This window comes from Bacteroidota bacterium (assembly GCA_016706255.1).
Lineage (GTDB): Bacteria > Bacteroidota > Bacteroidia > Chitinophagales > BACL12 > UBA7236.
This window is the reverse complement of record JADJJZ010000001.1, coordinates 243934-262026: the sequence shown is the minus strand read 5'-3', so window position 1 is coordinate 262026 and position 18093 is coordinate 243934. Positions and strand designations below refer to the sequence as shown.

Annotated in this window: 13 protein-coding genes; 6 read left to right on the top strand and 7 right to left on the bottom strand. The window is 37.5% G+C overall.

The annotated features are described in order from the left end of the window. The first annotated feature begins 23 nt into the window (after positions 1–23). Together IPI65_01160 and IPI65_01155 are read left to right on the top strand one after the other, a co-directional pair. Positions 24–2342, top strand: a complete 2319-nt coding sequence (locus IPI65_01160) for a PKD domain-containing protein (protein ID MBK7440171.1) — start codon at positions 24–26, stop codon at positions 2340–2342. A 211-nt stretch (positions 2343–2553) separates the two neighbouring features. Next, the gene (locus tag IPI65_01155; protein MBK7440170.1) at positions 2554–3069 is read left to right on the top strand and encodes a GNAT family N-acetyltransferase; all 516 of its coding nucleotides are present in this window, start codon (positions 2554–2556) and stop codon (positions 3067–3069) included. A gap of 516 nt (positions 3070–3585) precedes the next feature. Here IPI65_01155 and IPI65_01150 read toward each other — a convergent pair. Then, positions 3586–5664, bottom strand: coding sequence for a tungsten formylmethanofuran dehydrogenase (locus tag IPI65_01150; GenBank protein MBK7440169.1), 2079 nt, complete (start codon positions 5662–5664; stop codon positions 3586–3588). A 54-nt stretch (positions 5665–5718) separates the two neighbouring features. Continuing rightward, positions 5719–6327, bottom strand: a complete 609-nt coding sequence (locus IPI65_01145) for a fumarylacetoacetate hydrolase family protein (GenBank protein ID MBK7440168.1) — start codon at positions 6325–6327, stop codon at positions 5719–5721. Between the two features lie 101 nt (positions 6328–6428). Between IPI65_01145 and IPI65_01140 the strand changes: the two genes are divergently transcribed. Next, positions 6429–7331 carry an alpha/beta hydrolase gene (locus IPI65_01140; protein MBK7440167.1) on the top strand — a complete coding sequence of 301 codons (903 nt, stop codon included), beginning with the start codon at positions 6429–6431 and terminating at the stop codon, positions 7329–7331. Positions 7332–7350: 19 nt separating this feature from the next. Here IPI65_01140 and IPI65_01135 read toward each other — a convergent pair whose 3' ends face one another. From IPI65_01135 to IPI65_01115, 5 genes are all read right to left on the bottom strand, one after another. Then, entirely contained in the window at positions 7351–7908 is a 558-nt protein-coding gene (locus IPI65_01135; GenBank protein MBK7440166.1) for an aminoacyl-tRNA hydrolase, read from the bottom strand. A 104-nt stretch (positions 7909–8012) separates the two neighbouring features. After that, positions 8013–8648 (bottom strand): 50S ribosomal protein L25, encoded by a 636-nt coding sequence (locus IPI65_01130; protein MBK7440165.1) that lies wholly within the window; start codon positions 8646–8648, stop codon positions 8013–8015. 12 nt (positions 8649–8660) lie between these two features. Further along, positions 8661–9602, bottom strand: coding sequence for a ribose-phosphate pyrophosphokinase (locus IPI65_01125; protein MBK7440164.1), 942 nt, complete (start codon positions 9600–9602; stop codon positions 8661–8663). Between the two features lie 74 nt (positions 9603–9676). Further along, the gene (locus IPI65_01120; GenBank protein MBK7440163.1) at positions 9677–10426 is read right to left on the bottom strand and encodes an ABC transporter substrate-binding protein; all 750 of its coding nucleotides are present in this window, start codon (positions 10424–10426) and stop codon (positions 9677–9679) included. Positions 10427–10433: 7 nt separating this feature from the next. Further along, on the bottom strand, positions 10434–11798 hold the full coding sequence (locus tag IPI65_01115; protein MBK7440162.1) for a pyridoxal-phosphate dependent enzyme: 1365 nt from the start codon (positions 11796–11798) through the stop codon (positions 10434–10436). A gap of 1695 nt (positions 11799–13493) precedes the next feature. Between IPI65_01115 and IPI65_01110 the strand changes: the two genes are divergently transcribed. From IPI65_01110 to IPI65_01100, 3 genes are read left to right on the top strand one after another with little or no spacing between them, the layout of a single operon-like run. Further along, positions 13494–15146 carry a hypothetical protein gene (locus tag IPI65_01110; GenBank protein ID MBK7440161.1) on the top strand — a complete coding sequence of 551 codons (1653 nt, stop codon included), beginning with the start codon at positions 13494–13496 and terminating at the stop codon, positions 15144–15146. Between the two features lie 38 nt (positions 15147–15184). Next, entirely contained in the window at positions 15185–15577 is a 393-nt protein-coding gene (locus IPI65_01105; GenBank protein ID MBK7440160.1) for a hypothetical protein, read from the top strand. Between the two features lie 12 nt (positions 15578–15589). Further along, on the top strand, positions 15590–18085 hold the full coding sequence (locus IPI65_01100; GenBank protein ID MBK7440159.1) for an Hsp70 family protein: 2496 nt from the start codon (positions 15590–15592) through the stop codon (positions 18083–18085). Positions 18086–18093: the final 8 nt, after the last annotated feature.

Here is an 18093-nt window from a genome sequence, read left to right as displayed (position 1 = left end):
ACACCAACTAGAACTAAAAAAGCATGAAAAAAATTTTACTCCTTTTAAGTTGTGCGTTTACTACTATGTTTGCGTTCGGACAAACAAATGTCGGAACAACTACGTACGACGTACAAACCAATAACAGTGCAAAACATCGTATCATCGTTTATGACGATGGACGAATTTCTACAGTGTGGACCGGATCAACTGATGTAACCGGTGTATTTCTGGATCGTGGAATGTTTTATAATCATTACGACGGCGGCTGGGGTGCCGCACCAACAACCAGAGCTGAATCAGTGCGCACCGGTTTTGGCGAAATTATAAATGTAGAAGATCATGAAGTAATTGTTTCACATGATGCGGCTGCTAATAAAATTCAAATTTTTGCAAATGATGCAATTGGCTCAAATAGCTGGACAGAAAAAAGTGGTTCTGATGCCATTCGTGGTATCTGGCCGGTATCGTATTGTCCTCCGGGAACAGATGATATTTATGTAGTTTGTGCAGATACGCAAGTTATTACCTCTATACAATTTTCACGTTCCGATGATGGTGGTGACAGCTGGAGTATTTTAAATTTTACTGTTCCATTTTTAACGGATGCAGATGGTTTCCCTATTATTACAAATGGTGCAGAAAATTATCAGGTAGCAGCTTATGAAAATCATGTGTATATTTTATTTGGGATGATTAATTCCGACTTGGTTTTAATTCACTCTGACGATTATGGTGCTGATGGTTCTTGGGAAAGTATGCCGATAGTAGATTTTCCTTATGATAATTATACAGGCACTGTGCAAACAGATACCGATCTCGATGGAATAACAGATACGATTAATACAACAGACGGATCGCATAATATGATTTTGGAAGATGACGGAACGTTACATATATTTTCTCCGCTCTATCGTATTTATAGCGACTTTGGTGCATTTTCATGGATTGTAAATTGGAATACCATGGGCATGTGGCATTGGAAAACAGGTATGCCGGCTGCTGAAATAATTGATTTGGAAATGGATTGGGTTGATGCAGATTGCACAGGCGATCCTTACACCGGAATTGGTGCCAGCACATTTAATTATCGCAGTGCAGCAAATGTTACCAACCCTGCTGCATCATTTGATCCGATTTCAGGCAGATTATTTTTATTGTATGCCATGAAAATTGAATACACCGATATTTATGACGACCCGCTGAATCTTTCTGCGCAATCGTTTCATGATATTTTTGGATGTTATTCTTCCGATGGTGGCGCTTCCTGGTCACCGGGCGTAAATCTTACCAATACTGCTGAATCCGGTGAAGAAAATTTTTATATCTATGTAAACGACCGCATGAAAAACGGAAAAATTCATGCTATCTGGCAACAGGATAATGAACCGGGACATTTTAATGAAGGCGACCCAATATCAACTAATAATATGTTATACAACGCATGGGAAATTGAAAGCTTTAATCCAACATTGCCGAATGCAGCATTTTCTTCTGCAGTAGATATTGGTGAAGTTACATTTACGAATTTATCTACCAATGCTTCAGGTTGTAATACTTGGGATTTTGGTGATGGCACTTTTAGTAATGAAGCAGACCCTGTGCATACATACACAATAGCAGATACTTATAATGTTTGCCTTACTGTAGAAAATCCTTATGGCAGCGATGAATATTGTGCAAACGTTACAGTGATTTTACCTCCTGATGCTGCATTTACGTATGCAGGTGATCCGGTTGTAACATTTACCGATTTAACATTAAATAATCCTACTTCATGGGGTTGGGTATTTGGTGATGGCGGAACAAGCACATTACAAAATCCGGTACATACATTTGTAACGGAAGGAACATTTACCGTTTGTTTAACTGCAACCAATGCACTCGGATTTGAAGTTTATTGTTTACCTGTTACAATCGACAGCACTGAATTATTAATTCCTGCTGCTGATTTTAGTGTAAGCTTTGCCGGACTCACAGCATCATTTACCGATTTATCTACCAACGATCCAAATACATGGGCATGGGATTTTGGTGATGGTGGAACATCTACAGAACAAAATCCTTCACACGCTTATGCTGTGAGTGGAAATTATAATATCTGTTTAACTGCATCAAATGATTTTGGCAGTGATGAAAATTGTAAAGTAATTAATACAAATGCTGCAACTACAATTGAGCCACTAACTTTACAAATGTCACCTAACCCTACAACAGGATTAGTGCATATTACTGCTTCAGGTTTACAGGTAACATCAGTATTGTTTTACGATGTAACCGGTCGTCAGATTAATATGGCGTTTACTCAAAACAATAATGAAATTATTATAAACACAAGCCGTTTACGGCCGGAAATTATATGATACATATAACAGATGGCAGCCAGATTGGCACCGGTTTATTGCAAAAACAATAAATTATTTCACTACTTAAAAAAAGGCTGTCACATGTTGACAGCTTTTTTTGTTATATCGGTTTGTTGATATCACTAATACCACGACTTTTTATAACATATTTTTATTTTACTTTGTAGTAAATATTTAAGTATCACTAGTTTAATTTACCAAAAACCCAATGGATTTTATTTTGCGCCCCTGGCAGGAAAGTGATTTAGAAAGTTTAGTGCAACATGCGAATAATTTTAAAGTTGCAAAATTTATGACCGATGGATTTCCATTTCCTTACAATTATGAAAATGGAAAAGCATTTATTGCATTTGCAACTAAAGATAAACCCATTCATATATTTGCCATAGTTGTAAATGGAAAGGCGGTTGGTGGTATTGGTGTACATCAAAAAGCTGATATTATGCGCAAAAATGCCGAGTTAGGATATTGGCTGGGTGAAACATACTGGCGCCACGGAATTATTTCTCGCGCCATTCCGCAGATATTAAAATACGCATTTGAAACCTATGATATCACCCGCGTTTATGCACGCCCCTTCGGAACAAATATCGGCTCACAAAAAGCACTCGAAAAACTCGGATTCACTCTGGAAGCAAGAATTAAAAATAATATTTTTAAAAACGGCCAATTTGAAGACGAATTAATTTACGGTTTTCGAAAAGAGGATTTGCAAAATTTGTAATCGAATAAAAAATTTCGTTATCTCAGTGTTTACGACTGTTTATATGATTGAAAATAGAACAGCCGAAACCACAAAGCACACAGAGAGAACCCACACAGAGCACACAGAGAAAATCCGTACGATTCCGGTAGCGAACATGAAATAAAATTTGTAGGATGTTTTTAAGGTTTTTAATTAATACTCTGTGGACTCTGCGGGATGTTCCCTTTGGGTTTTCTCTGTGGTTACGGCTGTTTATAAAATTGAGATTAGAACAGCCGAAACCACAAAGCACACAGAGAGAACCCACACAGAGCACACAGAGAAAATCCGTACGATTCCGGTAGCGAACATGAAATAAAATTTGTAGGATGTTTTTAAGGTTTTTAATTAATACTCTGTGGACTCTGCGGGCTGTTCCCTTTGGGTTTTCTCTGTGGTTACGGCTGTTTAAACATTTAATAAAAAAAACACCTGACAGGTTTCTAAAAACCTGTTAGGTGTTTTTTTTAATCGCTTATTAGCAGATTTTTTTCATTACCAACCCAACAACTCCTCCATCACCGCTTTCACCTTTTCTACATTCGGTAACATTGCTTTTTCTAAACCTGAATTAAGCGGCACTGCAGGTAAATTTTTTGCACCCAACATTTGAACCGGTGCATCAAGATATTTAAATAATTCAGAACCTATTCTTCCTGCCATTGCCTGAGCGTACGAATTAATTAATGGTTCTTCAGTTAATACAAATACTTTATTATGTTTTTTAACAGATGAAACGATAGCGTCCCAATCATAAGGATATAATGTGCGCAAATCTAAAATTTCTATCTGCCCCGAAAAACTTTTTGATGCATTTAATGCCCAATGTACACCCATGCCATAAGTTATCACCAGCATGCTTTCACCGGCTTGAATTTTTTCTTCAGCAGCATGTTGAAATATGCGTGCTTTACCCAGCGGAATAATATAATCATCAGCAGGCTGAATATTTTTCGCAGCACCTGTTCCGGGCACTTTACTCCAATACAATCCCTTATGTTCAAACATAACCACCGGATTCGGGTCATAGAAGGCGCCCTTCAACAATCCCTTCATATCGGCTGCATTACTTGGGTATACAACTTTAATGCCTTTAATGGCAGTTATCGACGATTCTATGGAGCCTGAATGATAAGGACCACCGGAACCATAAGCACCAATCGGAATGCGAATAACGGTTTGCACATTCCATTTTCCGTTAGTTAAATAATACGACTTCGAAAGTTCCGAAACCAACTGATTCACACCTGTCCAGATATAATCTGCAAATTGAATCTCTACAATCGGCTTGGCACCAACGGCACTCATTCCAAGTGTAGAACCAACCAAATAGGCTTCCTGAATAGCAGTATTAAATACACGATGATCACCATGTTTGGCCGCTAAAGTTGCTGCTTCGCGAAAAACGCCCCCTAAACGTCTACCTACATCTTGCCCATATAATAACGCTTCCGGATGTTTGCTCAAAATTTCATCCATCGCAAACAAAGCCGCATCCACCATCATAACCGTTTCACCACCTGCAGGTTCTCTTGTTCCCTGTTCAGCAGTAATAGGAGAGGGCGCAAATTCAAATAACTCCACAGTATCCGGATTCGGGTCGGCAGCAGCTACAACATTAGCAAAATCCACTCTTGTTTTGGCATCAGCTTCCGCTTCAACCGATAAAATTTCCTCTTCCGTAAATCCGGCATCGCGTAAAACCTGACGCAATTTTGGCAGCGGGTCGCGACTCGCATGTTCTTGCAAATCGGCCTCCGTTCTGTACATCTCCATGCGGACACCACTGGTATGATGGCCTAATAATGGCACTTTTGCATGAATTAATATCGGTTTTCTGTTGATGCGCACATAACCAATTGCATCGCGCACACATTGCCAGCTTTCTAAAAAGTCGCTGCCATCAACACGCACTTTACGCAAACCTTTAAATCCGGCTGCGTATTCGTAAGCATCCATGGTGCGGGCTTCCTCTTTGGAAACCGAAATGCCCCAATCATTATCCTGAACCAGATAAATGATGGGTAATTGTTTTAAAACGGCAAATTGTAAAGCTTCAGAAACTTCACCTTCCGTCATGGCACTATCGCCTATAGAGCATACCACAAGCGGGTTTTGAGCCGCTGTAGCTAATAAACCCTGTTGTTCAAGATATTGTAAACCCTGTGCCACACCGGTGGTCGGAATGGCCTGCATACCCGTTGCCGAGCTTTGATGTATCATTTGCGGGTAGGCATCACCTTTATAACTCGGGTGACAATAATAATTTCTGCCCCCACTAAACGGGTCATCGGCTTTAGCCATCAACTGCAGCATAATTTGACCCGGATCCCAGCCCATACCCATCAAAATGGAGTCATCGCGGTAGTATAAACTCGCCCAGTCGCTCTTTTTTAATTGCATACCCATGGCGAGCTGAATCGCTTCGTGGCCGCGGGAATTGGCGTGCACAAAAATGCAGGTTTGGCGATTTTCGTTAAAAACATCGCTCATTACCTTGCTTGTAAACATCTTGCGATAAGCTTCAAGCAGTATTTTTTTATCAACTAATTCTAAGGTTTCCTTCTGGTTCATTTTACTGGTGCAAAGCTATGAAGTAATAGTGTGGGGTGGAAGCAGTTTGGTTGCTTATTTGATGTTTATTTCAAAACTTTTAACGCCTTCCAGATAACCGGTAAGCATATCGCCAATGGCAACAGGCCCAACACCCGCAGGAGTGCCGGTATAAATCAGGTCGCCCTGCTGTAGCGTGAAAAACTTGGACAAATATTCAATTATGGTATCAATCGAATACAACATATCGGCAGAATTGCCGGTTTGAACGGTAGTTCCATTCTTTTCCATTGAAAAGTTAATGCTTGAAGGATGAGCAATTGCACTTATCGGCGTAAATTCAGACACCACAGCCGAATTATCAAATGCTTTGGCAATTTCCCAGGGTAATCCTTTCGTTTTTTGGTTCGATTGAACATCTCTTGCCGTAAAATCAATGCCGACAGCTACTGCATCAACATATTTGGAGGCAAACTGCGCTGCTATATGTTTGCCGTTTTTACAAACCCGATACACCAGTTCACACTCAAAATGCATATCCTTCGAAAACGCAGGTATGTAAAAATCTTTACCTTTTAACAAGGCTGTCGGAGGTTTCATAAAAATTACCGGCGCCTCCGGAATAGCATTGTTCAGTTCTTTGGCATGTTCGCTGTAATTGCGGCCTACACAGAATATTTTCATAATTAGGGTGCAAAGTTACGAAAGGGCATTAAAATTGCGGCTGCCTGTGTTTTGAATTGCTTTTTAAATATTGATGTATCTTTAATACTGAATTTATCTGTATGAAAAAAATATTGACTTTTGCTTTTTGTTGTGTGGTATTGAGTGCAAGTACATTTGCTCAACGTTCACCCATTTCTCCAAAACCCATCAGTAATGCCAATAATAATGGTGGCAACGCAGGTAAAAACTTTGAACATACCGAAGGTCAATATCAATCGATAAATGGTGTAAATATTTATTTCGAGATGTACGGTGAAGGTGAACCATTGTTATTGATTCACGACAATAATGGTTCTGTGGAATCATTTAACAGTCAGATTAATTTCCTCTCAAAAAAATTCAAAGTTATTGTTGTTGATTCACGTGGTCAGGGAAAATCTACTTTAAATAAAGACAGTTTGAGTTATGAGCAAATGTCCGACGATTATTATTTATTACTCGAAAAACTGGAACTCGATAGTGTAAATATTTTTGGTTGGGGCGATGGCGGAAAAATTGGATTGTTATTGGCAATTAATTATCCGCAAAAAGTAAAATCATTGGCCATTTTGGGGACTTCATTGAATGGAGATACAACTGCTTTGCAATCAACAGCCATTGCAAAAATTAATGATGATATTAAAGCTGCAAAAGATTCTATTAAAGCCGGTAACCTTGAGTATAAAAATGTTTTACGATTATTAAATCTGCAAATCAATCAATATGCAATTGACCCGGAATTATTGGTAAATATTACTGCACCGGTATTAATTGTGAGTGGCGATAAAGATAATGTGAAACTCGCGCACACCGTCGCTATTTATGAAGCTATACCCAATGCACAATTAAGTGTAATGCCGGGAACAACGCATCAACTACCAAAAGAGGTTACCATGCAGTTTAATAATATGCTGTTGCGCTTTTATACGAAGTCAAATCCAAAACCCGGAACATCCAAAACAAATCCGGAAGGCGATAATTAAGATTGCCGGAGTAAATTAATTAGTTGAACTTATTCATCGCACGTTCAACACCTTCCATTATGATGGAAACAACGGCCTCGGCTGCTTTTGTTACCGTTTCAGTTACAGCAGGCTGTTCTTCTTTTTCCCATTTGCCTAAAACAAAATCAACTTGTCGGCCACTCGGAAAATTATTGCCAACCCCAAAACGCAAGCGGATATACTGATTGGTTTGTAATATTTCCTGAATATTTTTTAATCCGTTATGTCCGCCATCACTGCCATTTTTGCGGATGCGTAATTTGCTGAGTGGTAAATTCAAATCATCCGTTACAACTACAATATTTTCTAGTGGAATATTTTCCTTATCCATCCAATACTTAACAGCCTTCCCACTTAAATTCATGTAAGTGGTAGGTTTAATTAACAGAAATGTTTTCCCTTTAAATTTAAATTCAGCTACGTCTGCATAACGACCTGAAGTAAATACTACATTTTTATCCGCAGCCAATTTTTCAACAACATCAAAACCAATATTATGACGAGTATTTACATAATCAATTCCAAAATTGCCCAGGCCTGCAATAAGATATTTCATATCGTTTAGCGGAATTTCTTTTTTATGCGTTTGCGGAAATAAAAAACGAAGCAATTTCATAATCATTAAAGATAGAAATTGCTTCGTTTAACAGAAAATTGTATTTAGTCTTTTTTCTCTTCTTTGGCAGCAACAGGTGCAGCAACCGGAGCCGCTTTAGCATCTGCAGCAGCAGCAGCGTCAGCCGCAGCTTTAAGTGCACGTGGAGAAACAACAGTAACTACCGGGATACTTTTAGAACCCAATACGTCTACTTTAGCCACTTTTAAATCACCTAAACGAATTGTTTTGTTTACGTCTAAATCAGTGATATCGATTGTAACTTTATCAACTAAATCTTTAGGAAAAGCTTTAATAGTTGCTTTTCTGATGCGTTGAACTAATTTACCACCACCTTTAACACCAATTGATTGTCCTTCTAAAACGATAGGCACAACATGGGTTACTTTTTTTGATGGATTTAATTTTAAGAAATCAATGTGCAGAATTTCATCAGTTACTTTGTGAAACTGAATTTCACGCATTAACGATTCAATTTCTTTGCCATCAACCTTAATAACTACTTTGTATACATTTGGAGTATACACTAAGTTTTTAAGTGCAATTTTGGTTACTTCGAAATTAATGTTTTCGCCATCGCCATACAGGATACACGGAACCATAGCTGAAGCGCGGGCATCTTTCGAAGCGCGGCGACCCAGTGTGTCTCTCAATGTTCCCTCTAATACAAAAGTTTGCATTTGAATTTTGATTTAATTATTAATAAATAGTGAACTAATACTTCTGTGTTCGTGCGTATTACGAATTGCTCTTGCAAACAATTTCGCAGATGACAACACACGAATTTTTGGTGATTCCCGTTTCAGCGGAATGGTGTCGGTAACAACAATTTCCTCTAAAGCAGAATTTTCGATTGTTTCATAAGCCTTCCCGCTTAATACGGGATGGGTACAAAACGCACGCACCGTTTTTGCGCCTTTTTGTTTCATCAAATTGGCTGCGTTGGCAAGAGTATTACCGGTGTCAACCAAATCGTCAATCATAATCACATCTTTACCTGTAACATCGCCAATTACAGTCATTTCAGCAATTTCATTCGCTTTTTTGCGGTATTTATCGCAAATAACGAGTTCGGTGTTAAAATGCATGGCGTATTTTCTGTTGCGTTTAGTGCTGCCCACATCAGGGGAAGCAAAAATCACATTTGTCAGGTCCAGATTTTCTTCAATGTAAGGAACATAAATCGCTGTAGAACTCAAGTGGTCAACCGGAATATCGAAAAACCCCTGAATCTGATCAGCGTGTAAATCCATGGTAACAATTCGGTTAGCGCCCGCTGCAGTCAATAATTCCGCAACCAGTTTCGAGCCGATTGAAACACGTGGTTTATCTTTTCTGTCCTGACGGGCAAGTCCGAAATAAGGAATTACCGCTGTGATATACGATGCTGAAGCCCTTTTAGCCGCATCAATCATCAGCAACAACTCCATCAGGTTGTCCGACGGGAACATAGTGCTTTGAATAAAGAACACATAACTACCCCGCACACTCTCCAGAATATTCGGCTGAAACTCGCCGTCACTGAACCGCTCAATGGTCATTTTTCCAAGGGGCTGACCGTAGTAATCCGCCACTTTTTCACCGAGATATCGGCTGGTGGTGCCTGAAAACAGTTTTACATCGTTCGTAACCATTGCTGTCGGGTTAATTGAGGCCGCAAAGATAGCAAATTGACTACGGATTTTGAAGTTTTCCCGGAAATGAAATGTCAAATTCTGCTGCGCAAGTCGCCAAAGTAGTCGAAAGCCCCCAGCAGCCTGCTTCCATACCAACTGAACAATTCCCCGTCTGCCAACAAAATAACCGCTTCAGGTAACAATTTTTGTAACCCTGAAATATGTTTTTCCGTAAAAGGGTAGGGCTCCGAGCTGAGTAAGATTACCTCCGGAGCCAGCGAAATAATTTCAGCCTCCTCCAATACCGGATAACGACTTTTTTCCCCGCAACAATTTTCAAAACCGGCAACCGACAACATTTCATGTATAAATGTGTCGCCACCAACACTCATCCAGGGTTTTTGCCAAATGAGATATAATGTCCTGAAACGTTTGCCACTGCTGACTTTAGCCGCTTGAAACGCGCTTTTTTTCTGATTGAGTGCATCGACTAGATTTTCCGCTTTATTTTCAGTTCCGGTCAGCGCACCAACCCGGGTTATCATATCCAGCGTTTCCTGCCATGTGCTGATTGCACTTGTATACACCGTAAACGCCGAAGCCAGCGTTTCCACCTGTTCCTTTACGTTTTCTTCCTTATTCGCTAAAATCAAATCTGGTTGTAAGCTGCGTATTACATCCATCCGCAGGTTTTTTGTCCCGCCAACTATGGTTTTCTCTTTGCGCAAATGTGCAGGGTGCACACAAAATTTTGTTACCCCCACAATACGATCTTCCAACCCCAAATCCACCAACAATTCGGTAATACTTGGAACCAGCGAAACAATACGTTTTGCGCTCAAAATAAAATTATTTAGTCAATGCATTCATTACATCGTGACGTGTAATAATATATGTTTTGTCCACCTTAAAATCGCGCACCAATAATGCGGGATTATCAGAAGTAAGCATCGCACTGATTGAATCAATTGGTGCCGAAATATCTACAAACGGAAATGCAGCGCTCATTACTTCACCAACATGTTTATTTTTAATGTCGGGGTGTGCAACAATTTGCTGATATAAAACACTTTCATTAATTGCACCAACAATGCGTCCGCCATCAGTAACCGGCATTTGCGAAAAATCATTTTGCATCATAATTTGTAATGCCTGTGCAACGGTGGTATGTGTATCAACACTAATTAACGCACCTTTCTGATTTGTAGAAATTAAATCTTTTGCAGTTAAACCTGTTTTATCGATATAACCCATTTTCATCATCCAGTCCGGGTTAAACATTTTACCTAAATAACGTGTGCCATGATCCACAAAAATCACCACCACCACATCGTCTTTTGTAAATTTATCTTTTAATTGAATGAGTCCCTGCAATGCAGCACCCGAGCTGTTTCCAACCCAAATACCTTCTTCGCGAACAATACGTGCAGTCATAATTGCACCATCTTTATCCGTTACTTTTTCAAAATCTTCAATGATATCGATATTCACATTTTCCGGTAAAAAATCTTCACCAATTCCTTCCGTCACATAAGGATAAATTTCATTTTTATCGATGGTTCCTGTTTCCTTTAATTTTTTGAAAATAGAACCATACGTATCGATGCCCCAAATTTTAATATTCGGATTTTTTTCTTTTAAATATTTACCAATTCCCGATATCGTTCCACCCGTTCCAACACCCGCAACTAAGTGCGTAATTTTTCCTTCCGTTTGTTCCCAAATTTCCGGACCTGTAGTTTCATAATGCGCAACGGCGTTACTCGGATTATCGTATTGATTAGGCTTCCACGAATTCGGCACCTCTTTAATTAAACGACTGCTCACCGAATAATAACTGCGCGGGTCTTCAGGGTCAACATCGGTTGGGCAAACAATAACTTCTGCGCCAAACGCTTTTAATGCATTTACTTTTTCTACACTTTGTTTATCGGTAGTCGTAAAAATACATTTGTAACCTTTTATAATCGCCGCAATGGCAAGTCCCATTCCCGTATTCCCACTGGTGCCTTCAATAATAGTTCCACCCGGCTGCAGGCGACCATCCTTCTCCGCATCTTCAACCATTTTCAGCGCCATCCTATCCTTAATCGAGTTCCCCGGATTAAACGTCTCCACCTTCGCCAGCACAGTCGCCGGAATATCTTTCACAATATTATTCAACTTAATCAGCGGCGTATTGCCTATCGCTTCGAGTATATTATTTTTCCACATGATGCGGCAAAGGTAGGAAGATTATTATTTGGCAGGAAAAGAATGGTGAAATTGAGGGAAGAGCGTGCATTGAAAAAAGCTTGCCATGAAGTGAATCCGTAAATAATATGAAAAACTTGAATCCGGTAAAAAAGTAGCTACGATGTGTAAAATGAGAAACCAACTTGGAATTAGGATTCTACTTCATGGGAGCAACGAATATGCTCACCAAAGAAGAATGACGTCATGTGCAGCCCCCAATGGTCGCGTCCCCAGACCGACCATTATCGGTTACGATGCAAGACATTAGTAGTAAACAGGATTCTATTGTAAGGGCCTGCCCTGAAGTGAATCCGTAAATAATATGAAAAACTTGAATCCGGTAAAAAAGTAGCTGCGATGTGTAAAATGACAAACCAACTTGGAATTAGGATTCTACTTTATGGGAGCAAAAAATGTTCTCTCTAAACGAACAGTCACTATATATGCAGCCCCCAATGGTCGCGTCCCCAGACCGACCATTATCGTTTAGGATGCAAGACATTAGTAGTAAACAGGATTCTATTGTAAGGGCCTGCCCTGAAGTGAATCCGTAATTTTAATAAGGAATTTTGTTTTTGGTAGAAATTGGATTTTCAGGCAGAATTACAATTTTAGTAAAAAACAGGATTCTACTTCAGGGAAGCATGGACATTGCACTTCGTAGCGAATTCAGCTCCCGCTTTCCACTGCAACTCCGCACTCGTTCCTCGCTTGCGGGGTTTCCGCTGCAATCGGGGCTAAATTGCAATTTTCGACTACGATTGAAATTCATTTAATGGTAATGTTAGAATTTAGAGGCTTGCCCTGAAGTGAATCCGTTTGATTTTGAGCTATGCCATTGCTGTTGTAAATGTGAATTAACTCGTCATGCTTTGAATTCTGAGAAATAGGATTCTACTTCAGGGGCTATGATACCATTTTCGACTACGATTGAAATTAATTTAAGGGTAATGTTAAAATTTAAGGGCTTGCCCTAAAGGGAATCCGTTTGATTTTCAGCTATGCCATTGCTGGTGTAAATGTGAATTTACGCTTCATGCTTGGAATTGTAGGAAACAGGATTCTACTTCAGTGATTTTCGTATAATTTGCTTTTTTGTGACATGATAAATTTGGGTTAGATTGGAGGCTTGTTTGGTGTGTGTATTGTTTTTGTGATCATGTATTTGTTTATGGGTGTTGAATTTTTTGAAAAATGTGACATGATTGGGGTTAACGGTTTTCCGTGAATTTGAGAGGGTAGGAATATTTTTGAGAGTAAAATTTGTATGTTTGAGATTGAGGTTAGGTTTGTGAAGGTAGTGGCGAATTAGAAAACACGTGGCTCCTCAATGGATGCATTTTTTTTGGGAATATGAGAAGTTTTTTAAGGACAACCTGCTGAAATAAACTAGTTACCTGCAAGCCTAAAAGTCGGCACAGCAACTATGAACGACTGAATAAAACTTAAACAAATGACTGGACAATTGAACTATCAGGCAGCCGACCCAAAAGCCAACGCTTCTGTATTTTTATTTTTACCCAACGCTCATTATTTAAAAACAAATTTAGTCAGCCACACAACTGGCACATTTGCTTTTGCCCGAAACACAAACCGACCCTTCGCTATACCGAAATTGTCATTTTTTGCCAACGTCTTTCCAGTGGAATTTGAAAATTCAATAAACTTATAGCAATGTATGTAAATCCAATCGAAATTTTAGGCCTATCAAATGCTACTGACACAACATGCATTGATAACGAAATTATAAAAAAGGCAAAACGCAAATTGTTTGTAGATATTGACTTGTCTGACAATGGAGCGTTTGAGTATTATGGACTACAACTCACAAAAGGAAATTGTGAAAAAGCAATTGACGAGTTGATGAACAATGACTGCAAAGAATTTTATCTGTATTTGGCAAACAACAAACCTCTCAATGAATTTTTAGCAAGTGGTAAAGAGGTAATTTTCAAAAACTTCAAACATGACAGCATTTTTAAGTTGCCCGAATTTGTCAAATTCATAAGCCCATATTTTGCACCAAGATTTGACAAAGCCTTATTGGCTGCATTTGAAAATGACAATGTCGAACTTACAAAAGCAATTTTAAATACCTCAACTTTAATTGCACAGTCAGAATTAAACATTGCGTTTAAGAGTGTTTCAAATAACATTCAAAATAAAATTGCAGAAATTGATGGAATAACAAAAGACATTAAAAATGAAGAAACTTCTTATGATGAGGACGACATTGAAGAAGTTGTTTTGTTGGTAAAAGACCACTTTCCGACCAATACCCTCAATTGTTTGCCGCAATATTTTCAAAGCCAAATATTAAAAATTGCACACTCAATTAACTATCTATCTAATTCTATTTGGGATACTTTTGATTCAACGCAAGTTCCAAATGATTTGACCGAATATTTGTTGACATTAAACATTGGCGGATTAGATAGGCCAACATTTGAGAATAATTTCAAAATCATCAATAAAAAAAATAATGAAAGAAAAGAGCAAGAAAAACATGCTCCAATTTTAACAAAATATGCTATAAGCTTAATGGCCCTTCGCAAGTTAAGAGAGGAAATTGAAAATAAAACAAAGCAACCCCAAGTTATTATAAAACAAATGAATTCAATACTGTCAATTGATGAATTAAATGAAACTCCTTCCGTTTTAAGCGAAATTCGCAATCAAATGGCAATGCTTTTTCGTGGTATTTCCGTTTCAATTTGGAATAAGTATGGTGAGTTAGATGAATCAATTTTATTGATACAAATTGCTATGACAATAAAGGTTGATAGCGAAACAAAAAAGGAATTAAGCGAATCATTGAAACAACTTTTGGAACTGAAACAGAAACAAAAAGATAATGAGAAAAACGAAATAAAAAGTTTAATTAACCTGATTGAAAATATCAATTCTCAAATAAGTTCACACGGCATGGTAAATATTAAGGCAGTTAAAGTTAAAGAAATGTTGAACGAAATATTCACTGATAAATTAATCAAATCCTTATCAGAATCAAAAGAATTAGCTTTAAAACGTAGTTTATTTTATACGCTTGAAAAAACATTAGTAAAACTGGATGCTTTTTACTCAAACAGTTTTTTTAAACGTATCAAGCCAATTGGCAATAATGATGGAGAATTAGCTGTAAGCATTGAAAAAAATATTTCAGGAGTAGAGTTTAAAGCAAAAAATGTTTTAAATAATGTAGGAACTGGTGTTGGTAAAGCAAATCAAGCAATGGTAAATAATTTATCTCCGCAACTTACATTTATAATTTACATAATAATTATTGGTTTAATAATTTCTGCAATCGGTGCTTTAATTGGAAATTGAAACAAATTTTGAAAGTATAAAATTAACAACGAAACAATATGCAAGAAATAAAAAAAGTCACCGTAAAAGTGCCACAAGCATATCTAGATTTTATGAATCAGATATTTGAAATCGAGAAAAAAGTAACCAACTTAAAAGAAGAGAATTCAATTCAAAGAAATCTCAATAAAATGAAAAGGATACTTGAAGAAGAGTTTTTCAAGGGTAGTTCCACTATTGGTTTAACTTATCATAATCCAATTGGCGAAAGCTATTCGGATACAAGAACTGACTGTGAAGCCACAATTTCAGGTACAGGTGTTGAAAATCTTGAAATTATAGAAGTAATAAAACCGATTATCTTTTATGCTTATCAAGAAAATGAAAAAGTAATAAAAGTAATTGTTCAACCTGCTTTAGTTATAGTTCAATCTAAAATAATTAATCTTTAAAAAGGATTCAAAATGGAAAATACAATCAATTTCGGAATTGACTTAGGTACTACAAACAGTGCTATTGCAAAGTTTGTAAAAGGAGAAGTTATCATTTTTTCAAACCCTCAAGACTATGGCAGAAACACTTTGCCATCAGTTGTTTCCTACAAAAAGGACAAAATAACAGTTGGAAACAAAGCCAAAGAATTTTTGGAAAAAGACCCAAAAAGTGTTGTTGGCGTTTTCAAAAGGAAAATGGGAACTGCTGAAAGTTTTAAAATTAAATCAATCAATGAATCTAAAACACCTGTTGAGCTTTCAGCCCAAGTATTAAAAGAGTTGAAAACATTTGTAAATACAGGCGATACGTTAGACGCAGTTGTAATTACTATTCCGGCATCGTTTGACACGATACAATCCAATGCAACCAAGGAAGCGGGAATACAAGCGGGTTTCAAACAAGTTGTTCTGCTTCAAGAGCCAATTGCAGCCAGTTTAGCATACGCTAATATGAAGAAGGAAAGAGAAATGAAAGACGGGCAATGGTTGGTTTACGATTTGGGAGGTGGAACTTTTGATGTTGCCCTAATAAAAATCAAAGAGGGAGAAATGAAGGTTTTAGACCACGAAGGAGACAACTTTTTGGGTGGTGCTGATTTTGATAATATGATAGTTGAGAAATTAGTTATTCCAAAAATCCTTGAAAAATATAGTTTCTCCAATTTGGAAGACGAAATGAAAAGTGCGACAGGTAAATTTAATGCAAAATACTACGTGCTATTAAGACGAGCAGAAGAAGCCAAAATAACTTTGTCTTCCAAAACATCAGCAGAGATAGTAATAGACGGTTTTGAAGATGAAGATGGAAACGAGGTAGATATGGAAATTGTAATAACACGGTCCGAGTTTAACGAATTAATCAAACCGAATATTGACGAAACAATTGATATGATTAAAAAAATCATAACAAGAAATTCACTGAAACCAATTGATGTTCAATTTACGTTAATGGTTGGTGGCTCTACTTACATTCCATACGTTCGTAGTCGTGTTGAAGAAGTTTTACAAATACCCTCAAATTGTGAAATTGACCCTACAACAGCAGTAGCAATTGGTGCGGCATATTATGCAGCTACCAAACCAAAAGAAATTTCAAAAAGCGACAACAATAAAAAGCAAACCTCAATTTCAATAAAAGCATCTTACAACAAAGCATCTAAAGAAAAAGAAGAATTATTTGCTGCAAGATTAACTGGTGATTTAACAGGTTTGAGTTACCGTATACAAAGACAGGACGGAGGTTATGATTCTGGAATTAAGAAATTAAGCAACCGTATAAATGAAGATTTGCCATTAGTTGACGGAGCATACAATTTTTTTACACTTACTGTTTATGATGAGCAAAACAATCTAATTGAAACCGACATAGAGCCAATTGGAATCAACAGTGGTTTTGGAATCAGTGGGCAGCCAATTCCTGAAGATATTTGTTTGGAAGTTGACGATTATGACAATCCTGGCAAAACAAGATTAAAGCTTGTATTCCAAAAAAACTCAATTCTTCCGCTTCGTTCACACGGTATTAGTTTTCCGCTAAACAAAGGAATTATTAAAGGAAACGATCTCGATTTTATCTATATCAATGTTTTAGAGGGTTCTCATTTAGCATTGCCTGAAGCCAATAAAGGAATTGGGTTTATGGAAATCAGGGGAACGCAAATAAAAAGGGATATTGCTAAGGGTTCTGATATAGAAATTACTATTTCAATTTCAGAATCAAGAGACATTACAATTTCCATTTATTTTAACATGGCAGACCAAGAGTTTAAACAAACTTTCAATCCAAAAGAAAGGCATACACCTATTGAATTTCTAAAGGAACAAGTTGAGGATTTATCAGAAAAATTAGAATTGGAAATTCAAGAAGCAACAAACAAAGAAGATTACGAAACAGCAGGTGCATTAAAAAAATTAAAAGATGAAATGGATAAAGTAAGTGAGGAAACTGAGAACCTCACAAATGATGATGTTACAGACAAGCGTTATCAACTTGAAGATAAAAAACGAAAAATTGCACAAGAGATAGATAGTGCAACTAAAAACAAAAGGATTCAACAGGTAAAAGCACATTACTATGAAGTTAAAGAGGAATGTTTAAAGATTTTAGAAGAAAACGGAAACGACCACGAACGCAAAACATACAACGACATAGTTGCACAAGAGAACGCTTTTTTTGCAACTAATAGCCCATTGAAAATTCAAGAAAAATCTGATGAAATGCACAGCATCCTATCAAGAATTAGATGGAGAACTCCAAAATTTTTAACAGGCATTTTTCAATGGTGTAAAAGCAATCAAACAAAGATGAATGACCAAGCGCAAGCAAAAAGTTTGGTTGATGCTGGGAACTTTGCAATTGGAAGCCAAAATTGGGAACGACTTTCTGAAATAAATAGCGGACTACTTAACTTGCTACCAAAGGGTGCTGAAAAAGAAGCAACAACAAAAATTGGTTTTGGACTTTAAAAAACGAC

Coding starts and splice junctions, on each gene's coding strand:
- IPI65_01160 (MBK7440171.1), top strand. CDS start 24: ATGAAAAAAATTTTACTCCTTTTAAGTTGTGCGTTTACTACTATGTTT.
- IPI65_01155 (MBK7440170.1), top strand. CDS start 2,554: ATGGATTTTATTTTGCGCCCCTGGCAGGAAAGTGATTTAGAAAGTTTA.
- IPI65_01150 (MBK7440169.1), bottom strand. CDS start 5,664: ATGAACCAGAAGGAAACCTTAGAATTAGTTGATAAAAAAATACTGCTT.
- IPI65_01145 (MBK7440168.1), bottom strand. CDS start 6,327: ATGAAAATATTCTGTGTAGGCCGCAATTACAGCGAACATGCCAAAGAA.
- IPI65_01140 (MBK7440167.1), top strand. CDS start 6,429: ATGAAAAAAATATTGACTTTTGCTTTTTGTTGTGTGGTATTGAGTGCA.
- IPI65_01135 (MBK7440166.1), bottom strand. CDS start 7,908: ATGAAATATCTTATTGCAGGCCTGGGCAATTTTGGAATTGATTATGTA.
- IPI65_01130 (MBK7440165.1), bottom strand. CDS start 8,648: ATGCAAACTTTTGTATTAGAGGGAACATTGAGAGACACACTGGGTCGC.
- IPI65_01125 (MBK7440164.1), bottom strand. CDS start 9,602: ATGGTTACGAACGATGTAAAACTGTTTTCAGGCACCACCAGCCGATAT.
- IPI65_01115 (MBK7440162.1), bottom strand. CDS start 11,798: ATGTGGAAAAATAATATACTCGAAGCGATAGGCAATACGCCGCTGATT.
- IPI65_01110 (MBK7440161.1), top strand. CDS start 13,494: ATGTATGTAAATCCAATCGAAATTTTAGGCCTATCAAATGCTACTGAC.
- IPI65_01105 (MBK7440160.1), top strand. CDS start 15,185: ATGCAAGAAATAAAAAAAGTCACCGTAAAAGTGCCACAAGCATATCTA.
- IPI65_01100 (MBK7440159.1), top strand. CDS start 15,590: ATGGAAAATACAATCAATTTCGGAATTGACTTAGGTACTACAAACAGT.